At 48.0% G+C, this 15,015-nt stretch carries 14 protein-coding genes, 3 tRNA genes and 1 riboswitch; of the genes, 5 read left to right on the top strand and 12 right to left on the bottom strand.

Annotation, left to right across the window (positions count from 1 at the left end; genetic code table 11):
- Nucleotides 1-4: 4 nt before the first annotated feature.
- The 5 genes from B5F29_RS06015 to B5F29_RS05995 all read right to left on the bottom strand — a co-directional run bounded on the left by B5F29_RS06015 (nt 5) and on the right by B5F29_RS05995 (nt 3,887).
- Nucleotides 5-502: an N-acetyltransferase gene (locus B5F29_RS06015; protein WP_087153756.1), complete on the bottom strand. Its 498-nt coding sequence runs from the start codon at nt 500-502 to the stop codon at nt 5-7.
- A 40-nt stretch (nt 503-542) separates the two neighbouring features.
- On the bottom strand, nt 543-977 hold the full coding sequence (locus B5F29_RS06010) for a GNAT family N-acetyltransferase (RefSeq protein ID WP_087153755.1): 435 nt from the start codon (nt 975-977) through the stop codon (nt 543-545).
- Nucleotides 978-1,033: 56 nt separating this feature from the next.
- Nucleotides 1,034-2,101 (bottom strand): virulence RhuM family protein, encoded by a 1,068-nt coding sequence (locus B5F29_RS06005; protein WP_087153754.1) that lies wholly within the window; start codon nt 2,099-2,101, stop codon nt 1,034-1,036.
- A 49-nt stretch (nt 2,102-2,150) separates the two neighbouring features.
- Nucleotides 2,151-2,807 carry a flavin reductase family protein gene (locus B5F29_RS06000; protein WP_087153753.1) on the bottom strand — a complete coding sequence of 219 codons (657 nt, stop codon included), beginning with the start codon at nt 2,805-2,807 and terminating at the stop codon, nt 2,151-2,153.
- 240 nt (nt 2,808-3,047) lie between these two features.
- Nucleotides 3,048-3,887 (bottom strand): DegV family protein, encoded by an 840-nt coding sequence (locus B5F29_RS05995; protein WP_087153752.1) that lies wholly within the window; start codon nt 3,885-3,887, stop codon nt 3,048-3,050.
- 173 nt (nt 3,888-4,060) lie between these two features.
- Between B5F29_RS05995 and B5F29_RS05990 the strand changes: the two genes are divergently transcribed.
- Nucleotides 4,061-4,558: a DUF5721 family protein gene (locus B5F29_RS05990; RefSeq protein WP_087153751.1), complete on the top strand. Its 498-nt coding sequence runs from the start codon at nt 4,061-4,063 to the stop codon at nt 4,556-4,558.
- Nucleotides 4,559-4,570: 12 nt separating this feature from the next.
- Here B5F29_RS05990 and htpG read toward each other — a convergent pair whose 3' ends face one another.
- Nucleotides 4,571-6,649 (bottom strand): molecular chaperone HtpG, encoded by a 2,079-nt coding sequence (gene htpG, locus B5F29_RS05985; RefSeq protein ID WP_087153750.1) that lies wholly within the window; start codon nt 6,647-6,649, stop codon nt 4,571-4,573.
- Nucleotides 6,650-6,871: 222 nt separating this feature from the next.
- Between htpG and B5F29_RS05980 the strand changes: the two genes are divergently transcribed.
- Complete coding sequence (locus B5F29_RS05980; protein ID WP_162608370.1) at nt 6,872-7,504, top strand: cytidylate kinase-like family protein; 633 nt, start codon at nt 6,872-6,874, stop codon at nt 7,502-7,504.
- Between the two features lie 62 nt (nt 7,505-7,566).
- Here B5F29_RS05980 and B5F29_RS05975 read toward each other — a convergent pair whose 3' ends face one another.
- The gene (locus B5F29_RS05975) at nt 7,567-7,911 is read right to left on the bottom strand and encodes a DUF805 domain-containing protein (protein ID WP_087153748.1); all 345 of its coding nucleotides are present in this window, start codon (nt 7,909-7,911) and stop codon (nt 7,567-7,569) included.
- A 169-nt stretch (nt 7,912-8,080) separates the two neighbouring features.
- Between B5F29_RS05975 and zupT the strand changes: the two genes are divergently transcribed.
- Nucleotides 8,081-8,857, top strand: a complete 777-nt coding sequence (gene zupT, locus B5F29_RS05970) for a zinc transporter ZupT (RefSeq protein WP_087153747.1) — start codon at nt 8,081-8,083, stop codon at nt 8,855-8,857.
- Nucleotides 8,858-8,987: 130 nt separating this feature from the next.
- Here the strand turns inward: zupT and B5F29_RS05965 are convergent.
- From B5F29_RS05965 to B5F29_RS05950, 4 genes are all read right to left on the bottom strand, one after another.
- Nucleotides 8,988-9,072: transfer RNA gene (locus B5F29_RS05965), tRNA-Leu, on the bottom strand.
- A 39-nt stretch (nt 9,073-9,111) separates the two neighbouring features.
- Nucleotides 9,112-9,195 (bottom strand) — tRNA-Leu (locus tag B5F29_RS05960).
- Between the two features lie 119 nt (nt 9,196-9,314).
- Nucleotides 9,315-12,017, bottom strand: a complete 2,703-nt coding sequence (gene mgtA, locus B5F29_RS05955) for a magnesium-translocating P-type ATPase (RefSeq protein WP_242955589.1) — start codon at nt 12,015-12,017, stop codon at nt 9,315-9,317.
- 296 nt (nt 12,018-12,313) lie between these two features.
- Nucleotides 12,314-12,475: riboswitch (M-box (ykoK) riboswitch) on the bottom strand.
- Between the two features lie 76 nt (nt 12,476-12,551).
- Nucleotides 12,552-12,636 (bottom strand) — tRNA-Leu (locus B5F29_RS05950).
- Nucleotides 12,637-12,789: 153 nt separating this feature from the next.
- On the opposite strand from B5F29_RS05950, the gene B5F29_RS05945 reads away from it, so the two are divergent.
- Together B5F29_RS05945 and pfkB are read left to right on the top strand one after the other, a co-directional pair.
- The gene (locus B5F29_RS05945; protein WP_087153745.1) at nt 12,790-13,110 is read left to right on the top strand and encodes a helix-turn-helix domain-containing protein; all 321 of its coding nucleotides are present in this window, start codon (nt 12,790-12,792) and stop codon (nt 13,108-13,110) included.
- 2 nt (nt 13,111-13,112) lie between these two features.
- Nucleotides 13,113-14,018 carry a 1-phosphofructokinase gene (gene pfkB / locus B5F29_RS05940; RefSeq protein ID WP_087153744.1) on the top strand — a complete coding sequence of 302 codons (906 nt, stop codon included), beginning with the start codon at nt 13,113-13,115 and terminating at the stop codon, nt 14,016-14,018.
- A 52-nt stretch (nt 14,019-14,070) separates the two neighbouring features.
- On the opposite strand, the gene B5F29_RS05935 is transcribed toward pfkB, so the two are convergent.
- Nucleotides 14,071-15,012 carry a TIGR03943 family putative permease subunit gene (locus B5F29_RS05935; RefSeq protein WP_087153743.1) on the bottom strand — a complete coding sequence of 314 codons (942 nt, stop codon included), beginning with the start codon at nt 15,010-15,012 and terminating at the stop codon, nt 14,071-14,073.
- Nucleotides 15,013-15,015: the final 3 nt, after the last annotated feature.

Raw genomic sequence — 15,015 nt, 5'->3', positions numbered from 1 at the left:
TGCTTTATACCCTTTCATACGCGATCCGCGGCGACCCGTCTTCAATATAGATAATTCCGCGCTTCTGGAAACCATTTTTACAGATTGCCCTCTGCATTACTTTATTATCCTCATGGGTGTCGATGCGCAGATGACTGATTTTCCGGCTGCAGAACGCCACAATCATCCCCAGAACGCCGTGCAGAGTCCCATCTCCTGCCACCCGGTGTATGGTTCCATATTCCGTATCGGACAGCCATTCGCCCTGCTCTATTTTCGCATAAGTGGGATCTGCCCCGATCACAAAGAAAAAGACGGCGTGTATGGCATCGTCCTCCTTGATCACATACAAATTCCCTTTTTTGATATCTTCTGCAAGCAGCGCTTCCGGAGGGAAATTATTCCTCCACTGATCCGGATTCCCCGTCTCCCTCATGAAATTCCGCGCGTATGCGTAGATTTCCAGTATTCTTGACAAATCCTTCATTTCTGCTTTTTCCACAGTATGTGTTTGCGTATTCATTAAAAGTCTCCCTCCGTTTGCTTTCTCCATATATTTTCATTTACCGCTCAAACCTCATGGGCGTATACCGCATCCCATCAGCCAATTGTTCCTCATCCATATCCTTGAATCCCAGTTTATGATAAACTGGGACTGCATAAGGTGACGAATTTACCGTAAAGACCATATTGGAACTATGGTTCAGTAAATACTCCCATAATCTTCTGCCGATGCCCTGCCTTTGATATTGGGCTTTCACAAAGAAACAACATATATGTTTACGGTTTTCATTGGTCGCAAGAACCCCCTTTAACTCCTCATTTTCATACGCTCCCCAGAGCTCCAGTGTTTCCATAATTTCTTTGTTCTCAATAAAATTCCGGAACGACTGTACTCCCTCCTCACAATAATCCGGCGCTTCAAACTGTAAAAAGGTTGTCCAGATAAGTTCCACTGCATCTGTCATTTCGCTGCCGGTTATTTTCCGAATATCCATATAATTCCCCTTCTCCGTCACGGTCCTTGTTTATTGATATCGTTATTTTTACAATCTCAATCATATTTCTCGCTTTTCACTGTAACGCTTTTCATATTTCTGCTCGCATTCTGTGCTGTTTTTTCAACTGCTTTTATTGTCTGTAAATAAGCTTCTTCTACAGGCGAAAGGTTTTGTGTCAGAAATCGCTGATATTCTTCTTTTGCCTTGCTCATAGCCTGCTTATGACTCACTTTTCCTGTACCTGTCAATAATTTCTCACCAGTGGCTGATAAAACACGATCTAAATGCTCTATATAATCGCTCATATACATTGGACGATGGCGCATAGCCTGAACTTCCGCAAAATCAAAATATCCAGATACAATGCCATTCAATATTCGCAATTCATCTTCTGTCAAGTAGTTCTTGGCAATGCCAATATCCTTTGCCGTCGGAAAATCGCCGGAAAATGTGGTAAGGCCCATAAATGGCTTATCTGCGTCTGCACGCTCAAAAATAACTTCTGCAGCTGTATGTCCATGCGCAGCATAATGAAGTTTATTTTGTACCAGCTTAAAAAACGCAATAGATTCGGGGCTTTGGGGGTTATAGTCTACGCTGGTAGCATATAAGTCAAGAACTTGGCGATATATTACTTTTTCAGAAGACCGAATGTCTCTGATGCGGTCTAAGAGTTCTTTCCAATAGTTTCCTCCGCCAAGATTCTTCAAACGTTCGTCATCCATTGTAAAGCCTTTTATCATATACTCTTTCAGACGCTCCGTTGCCCAACGGCGAAAGTGAGTGGCTGTCTTTGACCTCACACGATATCCGAGAGAAATAATCATATCAAGATTATAATATGGTATCTCCCTTGCAACCCGTCTGCTACCTTCCATTCGAACCTGTCGGAATTTCCGACAGGTTGAATTCTCCTCCAATTCGCCTTCTTCATAAATATGCCGGATATGTTCCACAACATTGGTTCTGGAAGACTGAAATAATTCAGCCATCTGTTGTTGTGTCAGCCAAACAGTTTCATCGACAAAACGAACATCAATTTTGGTATCACCATCATCCGTCTGATAAATAATGATTTCTCCTTGATCTTCGGCTAAAAAGCGTTCTTCTTTATTATCCATAATTTATTCCCCTGTTCTCCGTTTTTTCAATCACAAAAGTTTTCCAGCCTCAGTCAAACTTCTCAATCTTCACCGTAGCGATCGCAGACTGATTTGGTTCTCCGTTTACCAGATCCTGCGGCGCCGGTATCAACATCATGAATCCGTCTTTCCCATACCGCTTTTCATAACCCTGCGCATATTCTTTTTCCACGGAAATGTGCTGCACCTGTCCGATCACCATTGCCGTGATCCCTGCTCCGCTCAAATCCTGCACCTCTTTCAAGGTACATTCCACATTCATAAACGCTTCCCGGATCACCGGCGCATGAATCGTCTTCGCATTTTCAGGCGTAAAATTCCCTGCCGCAAATTCATCCGTTTCAAAACTATTGCTGTTGATCGTCTCCACCAGCCTGTCGTAAGCACTGACCGGCAGGAAATTGATACAGAAACATTTTTCTCGCTGAATATTGGCATAAGTGTGAGTATGCTGATACAGGTTTCCCATAACGGCAAAAAAGGCCGTCTTATCTCCATGGAAACAGCTCCAGGAATGAAAGCATACATTCGGCTTTCCATTTTCCTTCCAGGTAGTGATCGCAAACAGAACTGTGGGAATTCCTGCCGTCACCTCAAAATGTGAAAACAATTCAAACTCCTTCGGATACGCCGGTTTAAAATATTGCGGAAAGTCCTTTCCGATTTCGATCTTCGTTGCAGCCATCCTTTCCCCCTCCCTCCCCAGAAACCTGGAAATTCTTTACCATATGCCCATTATACTGTATTTTTACCCTTTAGAGAAGCCGGTCTATGAGAAATGGGAACCATCTGTTATAATGTCCTTTAGCAACGACTATTTGAGGTATAAAGAATGGAACGAATCTTAGTAGTATAGAGAAAAAGCGGATGGAACCTCCACATACAGTTCCATCCGCTTTTAGCTTCTTTACATATTCGTTTCCGATCAGATCACCATAATAATCCCGCCCTGCGCCGCGTACAGCGTACTGACTCCGGACGACTCCAGGATCACGATGTCTTTTACTTTTATAAACTTTTTAATTTCTTCTTTCACATACTCGGCCCGTTCCCGGTTGTTGCAGTGTACCAGTCCCAGGATCTTTTCCTCCGGATTCTTTACCTCTTCGGCCATCACTTCCACCATTTTGCGCAGCGCTTTCTGCATCCCCCTCGCCTGGCTCAGCTGGATGATCACCCCTTGGTCTGTCGCGCCCATGACCGGCTTAATATTCAGCGCAGAAGCCACAAATGCTTTCACCGAACTGAGCCTGCCGTTTTTTCTCAGATTCTCCAGGGTCTCCAGCACAAAATAGGTGTGCATATCCAGGATAAACTGATTCACTTCTTCTACCGTTTCCTCGAAGCTCATCCCCGCTTCTTCGCACTCCTGTATCTTCAGAGCGATCTTCGTCTCACCCACGGACGCAGAACAGGAATTAAACACCTGCACTTTCGCCTCCGGATGATCTTCCAGATACAGATTCTTTCCCAATACGGCGCTGTTGTAGGAACCGCTCAGCTCCGCAGAAAGCGTTACCGCATATAAATGATCGGCTCCGCAGTCAAACGCCTCCCTGTATACTTCCGGTGAAGGGCAGCTGGACTTGGGACAGTTCGGGCTTGCCGACATCTTTTTCAGAAAATCCAGACGGTCAAAACTGTCGTCGTCTATAAACTCTTCTCCGTCAATATCCAGGTGAAGCGCCGCATGTACAAAATGCGGGTCTTTTTTCATCTCTTCTGTAAATTCTCCGCAGCTGTCTACCACAATCCGATAACTCATATCCCTTACCATCCTCAAAAATACTTTTCTTACAAGATGTAGTTTTTAATACCACATTATATTACCATAACGTGAGTTATTATTCAATAGTCTGAGGACGGATTTTCTATGGAAAAGCTCTGTTTTTTCCTATATAATAGATCTATCAATTTGTCTTACAGGAGGAGCCGGCCATGACTGCGTTACAGATCGCTGATATCAAAACTTTTATGAAACAGTTTCTTTTAAGCGAAACCTTCGACCATTTTCTTCTGCTGGAAGGGAACGTCACAACCTTCGCCGCGTTCCATATCGACGGGACTCTCCATCCGTCTTACTTTCATGCACAAGAACAGGAACTTCTGGGAAACCGCAGTCTGACCTTCTGGGGCGAGGTACGCCCTTTCTGCCTGGAACTGATCAAAGGGAGACGGACGCCGCTTTCTTTTCGTTTCACACTCCAGCTGTCTCACAGCAATACAGAAAAATTTCTGGCTCAGACGCACAGCCCCATTCCCTCCGATCAGGTGCGCGCCCTGCTCATGAATCTTCGCTACGATGGCCATACTCTTCTGTGCACCACAGGCACTTCCCTCTCTGTCTTTACCATGGACAAAGAACTGGACCATGCCTGGGATGACATGGTCCAGAGATTTTTCCACCGTCAGGAAATTCCCTTTCAGGCAGTATAATTCCTATACAGTTTATTTTGCCAGAATCATCATGATATCATTGCTTCTCTGGATGAATCTGGTCATCTCATCCGGATTCAGCGGCTGCTGGCTGATCATGGCCAGATCGTAGAGCTGCTCGCAGATCATGTTCGTATGCTCTCCTTCCGGATGCTCGAACAGATACTTCACCAACGCGTTGTTGGCATTCAATACCAGCGTGGAACTGGTGCCGAACATGGACGGATCCATTCCGTACATATTGTACATCTTCATCATTTCCTGCATCCTGCGGCTCTCTTCGGAGAGAATCATCATGGAAGATACTTTTTCGCTCTTCAGCTTTTCCACTTTTACTTCCAGCTTGTCATTATTCAGAGCCTTGCGGAACAGTTCCGTTAATGCATCGGTCTCTTCCTTCAGCTCGTCTTCGGATACCTCTTCTTTCATGGTATCGGTCACATCCGCATCGATGCGCTGGAACTTGATATTCTCATTCTTTGCTTCCAGATGGCTGATAAACGGAGCGTCGATATTATGTTTCAGGATCACGGCATTCATGCCCTGCTCGCGGAACATATTGATGTACTGACTCTGCTGGATCTCGTCAGTTACATAGTAAACTGTGGTCTTCTTCTCGTCTTTTTCTTTCTCGTCGGACGGCTGCTCTTCCGGCTTCTCGGATGCACTTTCCTCCGGCTTCTTCTCTTCAGAAGCTGCCTCCTCTTTCGGCTCTTCGCCCACATACTCTTTCAGCGTCATATATTTGCCGTCCAGGTCTTTGAAGAGGATGTAATCGCCCATACGCTCGCAGAACTTCTCGTCTTTAATGCAGCCGAATTTGATGAACGGGCTGATATCGTCCCAGTACTTCTCATAGTTTTCGCGATCGGTCTTGCACATGCCGCTCAGCTTGTCCGCAACCTTTTTCGTAATGTAATCCGCGATCTTCTTTACGAAACCGTCATTCTGCAGAGCGCTTCTGGACACGTTCAGCGGAAGATCCGGACAGTCGATGACGCCTTTCAGCAGAAGCAGGAACTCCGGGATCACTTCTTTAATATTATCCGCGATAAATACCTGATTATTGTACAGCTTGATCGTTCCTTCGATGGATTCATATTCCATGTTGATCTTCGGGAAATACAGGATTCCTTTCAGATTAAACGGATAATCCATATTCAGATGGATCCAGAACAACGGCTCTTTATAGTCATGGAATACTTTTCTGTAGAAATCCTTATACTCATCTTCCGTACACTCGTTGGGATGCTTCGCCCAGAGCGGATGCGTATCGCTTAAAGAAACTGGCCGTTTATTGATCTTTACGCGGTCTCTTGCCGGAGACACCTCCTGCACTTCTTTGGTGCCGTCCTCTTTCTCGATCTCTTCCGTCTTCGCCTCTTCATGAATACGCTCTACGATCACATCGTCGTCTCTCAGTTCGCTCTCGTCGATCGTCTCGTATTCCTGCTCTGCGTTGGCCTTCGACAGGAAAATCTCCACCGGCATAAAGGAGCAGTATTTCTCAATCACTTCCCGCGCCCGGTATTCATTGGCAAATTCCGTGCTGTCCTCATTCAGGAACAGTGTGATCTCTGTACCTACTTCTGTACGTTCCCCGTCTTTCATCTGGAACTCTGTGCCGCCGTCGCACTCCCAGTGTACCGCCTGCGCTCCCTCTTTGCAGGAAAGCGTATCAATATGCACCTCATCTGCCACCATAAACGCGGAATAAAATCCCAAGCCGAAATGTCCGATGATCTGATCCTCATTCGCTTTGTCCTTATACTTCGCCAGGAAATCCGTGGCGCCGGAGAAAGCGATCTGATTGATATATTCTTCCACCTCGTCGGCGGTCATACCGAGACCATTATCGATGAATTTCATCGTCTTCTCTTCGGGATTCACGATTACCTGAACCTGCGGCTTGTAATCCTCCGGAAGTGTACATTCCCCCATCATGTCCAGCTTTTTACGCTTCGTAATCGCGTCGCAGCCGTTGGAAATCAGCTCACGGATAAAAATATCATGGTCCGAATACAGCCACTTTTTAATAATCGGGAAAATATTATCACTGTTAATAGAAAGATTACCATGTTTTTCGCTCATATCATGCACTGCCTTTCTTTCATAAATACTTCATTCAAAATTCTCTATACAGTAATATAACCCTGCGTTTCGGAAAAGTCAAGGATTTTTTAGCACTCATTTGAGATGAGTGCTAGTAACGCCGAATTTTTTTCAAACAAACTTTCTTTTGTTGTTTTTGCATATTTTATATGATACAATAAAGAAAAAGTTATCATGATTTCACAACAAGGGGTGATGTTTATGTCAGAAAAATTTACGATTACATTAGGGCGTGAATGTGGTGCCGGTGCGACCAATATCGCGCAAGTCCTGTCTAAAAAGTTAGGCATCCCCTACTATGACAAAGATATTTTCCGCATGGTCTCCGACAAAAGCGGCGTCCTGGAAGAATTCTTCCATGTGAACAACGAAAGGCCCGGCAATAACCTGCTCTACAAGATCATCAAAGATCTTTATCCAAAGGATCGGAAGCCTTCCCTGGGAAAGGATATCGCTTCTCCCGACAATCTCTTCCGTTTCCAGTCTGAACTGATCCGGGAACTGGCGGAGAACGAGTCCTGCATGATTATCGGACGGTGCGCCGACTATGTGCTGAGGGATTATGACCGTGTAGTCAATGTATTTCTCTGCGGGGACGAAGAGAGCAAGATCCGCCGGATGATGCGCATGTTTTCTCTGGAGCGGGAAGCAGCTATTGAACGCATCCACGAAACGGATAAGCAGCGCCGGAAATATTACAATTATTATACCGGAAAAGACTGGGAAGACGCCAAAAACTATGATCTGTGCCTGAACACCGGGAATATGACGATCGAAGAAGCGGCCGATATCATTTATTTCTATCTGCAGAAAAAAGGATATGTGGACGCGTAAAAAGATTATTCCAGGAAGTAAGAGGAGCCGCCTTGTGACGACTCCTCTTTTAGTGTATGTATTTACATACCTTTCGGGTTTTCTCCATACTGGTTAGCGCCCGGATCGCTGTCTTTGCAAAGCAGGATCAGCATACAGATCCAGCCCACCAGCGGAATCAGGGAAACCAGAATCCAAACGCCGCTCTTCCCGATATCATGCAGCCGACGGAAACAGAGCGCCAGAGACGGGCAAAGCACAGCCAGGCTGTACAGTGTGCTCAGCCAAGAAAAATGAATAATACCTGCGATAATGCCGATCACAAACGCAACAATCACGTTGAACAGCACGAACATCCAGTATTCCTTTCTTCTGGCGCGCCCGTTAAAGTTTGCGTAATTTTTAAATGCACCAATATAGTATTCCATAAATACACATTCCTCCTCTTGTGTTTGACACCATTGTATGCATACGCAAGATCTTTGTCAACGGAAATTTCTTTTACATATCATCTTCCGGATATTACTCTTATTTTACATGCAATCACCCTGCTCTCATTTCCTGCATACGATAAACTGTATACCGGAAGGAGTGATTATGATCAGCAGTATTCTCCGGGCTTTTGCCCTCACTCTGGCCGCCGGTCTCTGCACGGGGATCGGCAGCAGCATTGCTTTCCTCTCTAAAAAAGAAAATCGTCTCTTTTTGTCCGTCAGCCTTGGTTTCTCGGCAGGCGTCATGATCTATGTCTCCATGATAGAAATGTTTCCCAAGGCGCAGACAGATCTTTCCAGCGTATACGGACAGCGTATGGGCAGCGCGCTCACGGTTCTTTCATTTTTCGCGGGCATGGCTCTGATCGCCATTCCGGACCGGATCCTTCCCTTGAACGAGACTCCGTCCGGGACGCAGTCTTCCAGTCTGATGAAAACCGGAATCTATACCGCCCTTGCCATATCCATCCACAATTTCCCTGAAGGGATCGCTACCTTCATCTCCGCACTCCGGGAGCCCGGCGTCGCCATCCCTGTGGCGGCCGCGATCGCCATCCACAATATTCCGGAAGGAATCGCCGTATCTGTCCCCATCTATCAGGCCACCGGATCCCGCGCCAGGGCTTTCTTCTATTCTTTTTTATCCGGAATGGCGGAACCCGCGGGCGCGTTTCTGGGGTGGATATTGCTGCAGCCTCTGCTGGCCGGTCCGGCGCTGGGACTTCTCTCTGCCGCCGTAGCCGGAATCATGGTATTTCTCTCCTTTGATGAACTCCTGCCCTCAGCCGGAGCGCATGGAAGCCGGAACAGTTCCTCCTGCGGCATGACTGCGGGGATGGCTGTGATGGCTGTGAGTCTGCTGCTTCTGGCCGTTCCCTAGTATCCGCCGGAACCGTCTCTTTTGAGCGGATACCGGGATGAAATTCCGCATAACACCCGGCCGGCAAACCGCGCCGCAGACCGCTGCAGGCAGAAATAAAAAAGCCTCTGTAAACCAGAGGCTTTAGCCATGCGGAAGAAGGGACTTGAACCCTCACGAGCGTAACGCTCACAAGAACCTGAATCTTGCTCGTCTGCCAATTCCGACACTTCCGCAAACCATATGAATTTTTATACAGAGTCCATATCCTCTGATGCGGAAGATGGGACTTGAACCCACACGGTGTGACCACCACAAGATCCTTAGTCTTGCTCGTCTGCCAATTCCGACACTTCCGCAAACCATTGAGTTTCAGCGACTCAACGGTAATTATTATAGCACCCCGGGTGCTGTTCGTCAATACTAATTTTACTTTTTATTCATCAAATTTTGAAAATTTTGCCTGTCGCCTTTCTGCTTACAGCCATTCTCCATATCTGTGAATATACACTTTCTTCATAATCGTCGTGACCGCCATATATCCTGCCACGATGACCGCCAGCCACACAAAATACACGGGCGGAAGGGCTGTCAGTCCCAGTCCCCGGCTCAGCGGAGTAAAAGGGATCAGCGTCACAATGCCAATCCCGGCCAGCGAGAGCAGCGTTACCGGGAGTGACGCCCGGCTCTGTACAAACGGGATTTTCGCCGTACGTATCATATGAATCACCAGAGTCTGGCTCCACATAGATTCCACGAACCATCCCGTCTGGAATAACGCTTCATACAGCGCCTGCCCCGCGGGATCCATCATGCCGGAAAACACCTGCCCTCCGGTGCATGCGGGACAGATTACAAAATACATCAGCAGATATGTAATAATATCAAACACAGAGCTAACCGGTCCCGTCCACAGCATAAAACGGCCGATTCCGGAAGCATCCCATTTTCTCGGTATTTTCAGATATTCTTCATCCACATGGTCCCAGGAAATGGCCGTGCACGAAATATCATAGACCAGGTTCAGCAGAATCAGATGCAGGGACGCCATGGGCAGAAACGGAAGAAACGCGCTCGCCGCCAACACGGAAAACATGTTTCCAAAGTTGGACGACGCCGTCATCTTGATATATTTGATCATATTTGCATAGGTTTTTCTTCCTTCTGTCACCCCCTGTTCCAACACCATCAGATCTTTCTCCAGAAGAACTACTGAAGCAGATTCTTTGGCGATGTCCACGGCAGTATCTACGGAGATTCCTACATCGGACGCCTTCATGGCTTCCGCGTCGTTGATGCCGTCCCCCATATAGCCCACGCTGTGTCCGCTCTCTCTCAACACTCGGACAATACGCGCTTTCTGCGACGGTGACAATTTGGCAAAGACGGACACCTTCTCCGCCTGCGCCGCCAGTTCCCCGTCACTGAGTCTTTCCAGATCGCTGCCCAGAAGGATCTTTCCCGCGTCCAGCCCCACCTGAGCGCAGACGGCACCGGTCACTTTTTCATTGTCCCCCGTCAGTACCTTTATTGTTACGCCATATTCCTGCAGCGCCCGAACCGCCGCATGCGAGGTCTCTTTCGGCGGATCCAGGAATGCCAGGAAACCGATCAGCACCATGTCCGCCTCATCCTGTACTGAAAACTGGCCTATCGGAGAGGGATTTGTCTTCTGAGCCACCGCTATGACCCTCATTCCCGTCTCATTCAACTCGTCTGATTTTCCGAGTACCAGCTGCCGTACCTGATCGGTCAGCGGGCAGATCACGCCTCCGCACTCCGCAAAGGCACAGCATTTCAGCATCTCTTCCACCGCTCCTTTGGTGACCAGCTGGGTCTTTCCCTCCCTGTCTTTGACCACCACGCTCATCCTGCGGCGCTCAAAGTCAAAGGGGATCTCGTCAACCTTGGTATACTTTTGTATCAGCGGATCCGCCCCCAGTTCCTCCTGCCTGGAGATCACCGCCACATCAATAAGATTTTTCAGCCCTGTCTGAAAATAGCTGTTCAGAAACGCGTGTCTCAGAACCCGGTCGTCTTCTTCCCCGTTCACGTTCAGATGATATTCCAGCACCACTTTATCCTGCGTCAGCGTACCTGTCTTATCCGTACAGAGAATGTCTATGGATCCGAGATTCTGGATAGCGTTCAGGCTCTTAATCACCACTTTCTTTTTGCTCATGGCTACGGCGCCTTTGGCAAGGGAAGTGGTAACGATCATCGGCAGCATTTCCGGCGTCAGGCCCACAGCGACAGATATCGCAAATAACACTGCCTGCATCCAGCTGCCTTTTGTAAAACCGTTTACAAAAAGTACGACCGGCACCATGATCAGCATAAACCGAATCAGAATCCAGGAAACCGCATTGACGCCCTTTTCAAAAGTGGTCTTCGGCGCTTTTTCATTCAGTTTTTTCGCCATGGCGCCGATCACCGTGTCATTCCCCACAGAGATCACGGCGGCTCTCGCGCTGCCGCTGATAACATTGCTGCCCATAAACGCCAGATTTTCCACATCCATTAATGCGCTCCTCCGGGCGGCCGGCGAACCATATTTCTCTACGGGTTCACTCTCTCCCGTAAGCGCAGACTGACTGACAAACAGGTCTTTGGCCTCCAATATTCTCAGATCCGCCGGGATCATGTCGCCCGCGGAGAGAAATACCATGTCTCCGGCCACAATCTCTTCCATGGGAATCTCCTCGCGAACGCCGTCTCTCAGGACGCAGGCCGTCGTGTGAATCATTCCGCTCAGTCTTTCCGCCACATTTCCGCTGCGCGTTTCCTGTACGAAACGAAGAATCCCGGAAATCAAAATCATGACCGTGATAATGCTTACAGTGATGTAATTCTTCTCTCCCGCCTCCGCGAAAACTATATCCGTAAAAACGGATATCGCCGCCAGCGCCATCAGAACCACTGAAAACGGATTGACGAAAGCGTCGAACAACCGCTTTACCGCCGGCTCCTTTTTTCCATAGGTCAGGACATTTTCTCCGTACGCTTCTCTCTGTTCTTCCGCCTGCTCCGGAGAAAACCCTCCCTCCGGTGTTCCGTATATTTTCATCACCTCTGCTTCCGGATGCGCGGAAGCCCAGAACAGGCTTTCATAGACCTGGTTATTTCTTCTGTTTTCTTTTTTTGCTGCTTTTCCGGTAAATATCATATTCCATCTCTTCATTTTTCTGTACCTCCTCAAACATTGAACCAACTCCCGCCGGAGCAGAAAAATACAGCGCATGAAGGCTTTTCCCCGAAAAAAGGGCGCAAAAAAGCCACCGCCTGTAAAATGCTTCTTACAAAACGATGGCGATAAAAACACTTTGAAAGCCGCTACAGGAAAGCGCGCCTGTGCCGGCATAAAATCCACCGTTTTGTTATGTGCCAGTTACAACTTTGACTGCCGTCCACAGCGCGTCACCTGCCTTTCCAAAAAAATATCCCGTATGTCCGGTATGAACATACGGGAGTGATAACACTTCTCTTCATTCGTCTGAGCTTTAACTTTGCAGGGCGGTGAAACTGTATTATGATACACCTTGCTTTCGATGTACCCTGTTCAAACCAGCTCATGGTGTCTCCACCATTTCGCGGCAACAGCCCATATCCCTGCAGTAGCCTTACCTACCGAACAATGCCAAAATAACATAATCTTTTTTATTTGTCAACTCTCATTTGTCAAAACCCCGGAGACGTCTGCCTCCGGGGTTAACCATGCGGAAGAAGGGACTTGAACCCTCACGAGCGTAACGCTCACAAGAACCTGAATCTTGCTCGTCTGCCAATTCCGACACTTCCGCATCACGAATGCTATAATACCTCATTTTTCACATCTTGTCAAACATTTTTATAAAAATATCAAAAAAAATACATTTAGCAGATTCTCGACAGACTATATTTCAAAGTATTATTTAATAAGACTAAATGTACTATAATGGATAGGGGGTGTCTGCATGGATTATCGGGCTTTAGGAAAGAGAATCCGGGAAGAACGTCTGAGATTAAATCTCACCCAGGAAAAGCTGGCGGAAGAGGTCGGAGTCTCCACCGCTTATATCGGACAGATCGAAAGAGGAGAACGCAGTCTGACTTTGGACAAGCTGATCAAGGTAGTAAACCGCCTTGGCGTCACGGTTGATTTTCTTCTGGCTGATTATGTCGTCGCAACCGACGACAACAGCATCAACATTCTGATTCAACTGATGCATGACCGTACGGCAGAGGAAAAGACGCTGGCCATCAACCTGCTCAAAGTTCTGTTTGCGAACAAGTAACCATGATTTATACCGTAACTTTTAATCCGTCGCTGGATTATATCGTTTCCGTCGATCATTTCCAGCTGGGAAAAACCAATCGAACCATATCGGAGCTCATGCTTCCCGGGGGCAAAGGAATCAATGTATCCATTGTCCTTAAGAACCTGGGACTGGAATCCACAGCGCTCGGATTCACCGCCGGTTTTACCGGCCGGGAAATCCGGGAAAAGATAACATCTCTGGGGATTCTGCATGAATTTATCCACATTCAGAACGGGTTTTCCCGCATCAATGTCAAGATGAAAGATTTTGACGGGACAGAGATCAACGGGCAGGGGCCGGATATAGACGCCGCGGCTGTGGGACAGCTGCTGGCACGCCTGGAAAAGCTGGAAGAAGGAGACGCGCTGGTACTTGCGGGGAGCATCCCCCGGTCCATCCCGGACTCCATCTACCGGGATATTCTGTCTATGCTTCAGGGGCGCGATGTCCTTACTGTTGCGGACGCCACCGGGGATCTGCTGCTGAATGTGCTGGAATACCATCCGTTTCTCATAAAACCCAACAATCACGAATTGGGGGAAATCTTTCACACAGAGCTTCTCACAAGGGAAGAAGTGATCCCTTATGCCCACCGTCTGCAGGAAATGGGCGCGAGAAACGTACTGGTCTCCATGGCCGGTCAGGGCGCTGTGCTGGTCGCCGAGGACGGATCTGTCCGTCAGCTTCCGGCGCCGGAAGGGGTCCTTGTCAATGCCGTAGGAGCCGGGGACTCCATGGTGGCCGGTTTCCTCGCCGGATGGCTGGAACGAAAGGATTATGAGCATGCTTTCCGCATGGGAGTGGCGGCCGGAAGCGCCAGCGCTTTCTCCGAACATCTGGCCACGCGCGCGGAGGTCGAAGCACTTTTAAAAAATATGCGCTGAAAAGCTGCGAGAGGCAGGGTCATTTCCCGCTTTCCCGCAGCTTTTCTTATCATTAGAAATACACCAGTTCTTCTTCCGGTTTCTGATCGCTCTTGATATTCGTAGAATGAAGGACGACGCCCGTTTCCCCGCCGTATTCCTCCCGCTCTTCCACCGTCACTTTCGCCGTCACTGTGACCCACTGTCTGGATTTCAGACGGTCTACATAGGAAGATTTGCAGAGGAATCCGATAAAGGCGGTATCGTCCGCGCAGCAGGTCATGGCCATGCGTCCCGGCACAAAATATCCTTTCGGCAGGTTCCTGTTTACATATACCATACCCTTGAAACGCACGGTTTTCCCGTCGTATTTCTCCGGATGGTCCATGGCGTCGATATACCAGATGCCATAATCGATATCCGAAATATCGATGATATCCGCATCCAGGTCGAAGGGCATCTCCTCTTCAAATTCCAGCTGGGAACCGTCCTCTTTTTCAAAGACAATCTGCGCTTTCGGATTGACCGCGCGCATATTTCTCTTGTAGCTGGCCGCCGGCGTGTCGTCCGTACTCCGGTTGAAGATAATCAGGTCCGAATCCTTCGCCATCTCCATGAAAAGGGACTTCATGTTCTTAAGATATACATCGAAGGTAGACGCGTCCACGGTCGTGATCACCTGCGCCACAAACCAGCCTTTGGGCATATACATGTCCCTCAGATAGTCCATACCCCACATACAGTTGTACTCCAGAATGATCTGGGAAGGTTTGTATTTTTTCTGGCATTCTGTCAGGAACTTTTCATTGAGTTCACTCTTGTCTTCCAGCATTACCAGAGTAGCGTTATGCGCTTTCAGCGTCTCCTCGTCATACTCTTCTATGCCTTCCTCGCAGGCTATGACCAGGTTGCGCTCTCCGCCGGAGAAATACTCATCCTCCAGCGTTTCCAGAATGAACCTGGTCTTTCCGCTCTCCAGAAAACCGTGTACTACAAATACAGGTATTTTCGCCATATG

The organism is Lachnoclostridium sp. An196 (assembly GCF_002160135.1).
GTDB classification, from domain to species: domain Bacteria; phylum Bacillota; class Clostridia; order Lachnospirales; family Lachnospiraceae; genus Hominiventricola; species Hominiventricola avistercoris.
Note: the sequence above shows the minus strand (reverse complement) of the source record. Positions and strands in the feature narration are given on the sequence as shown.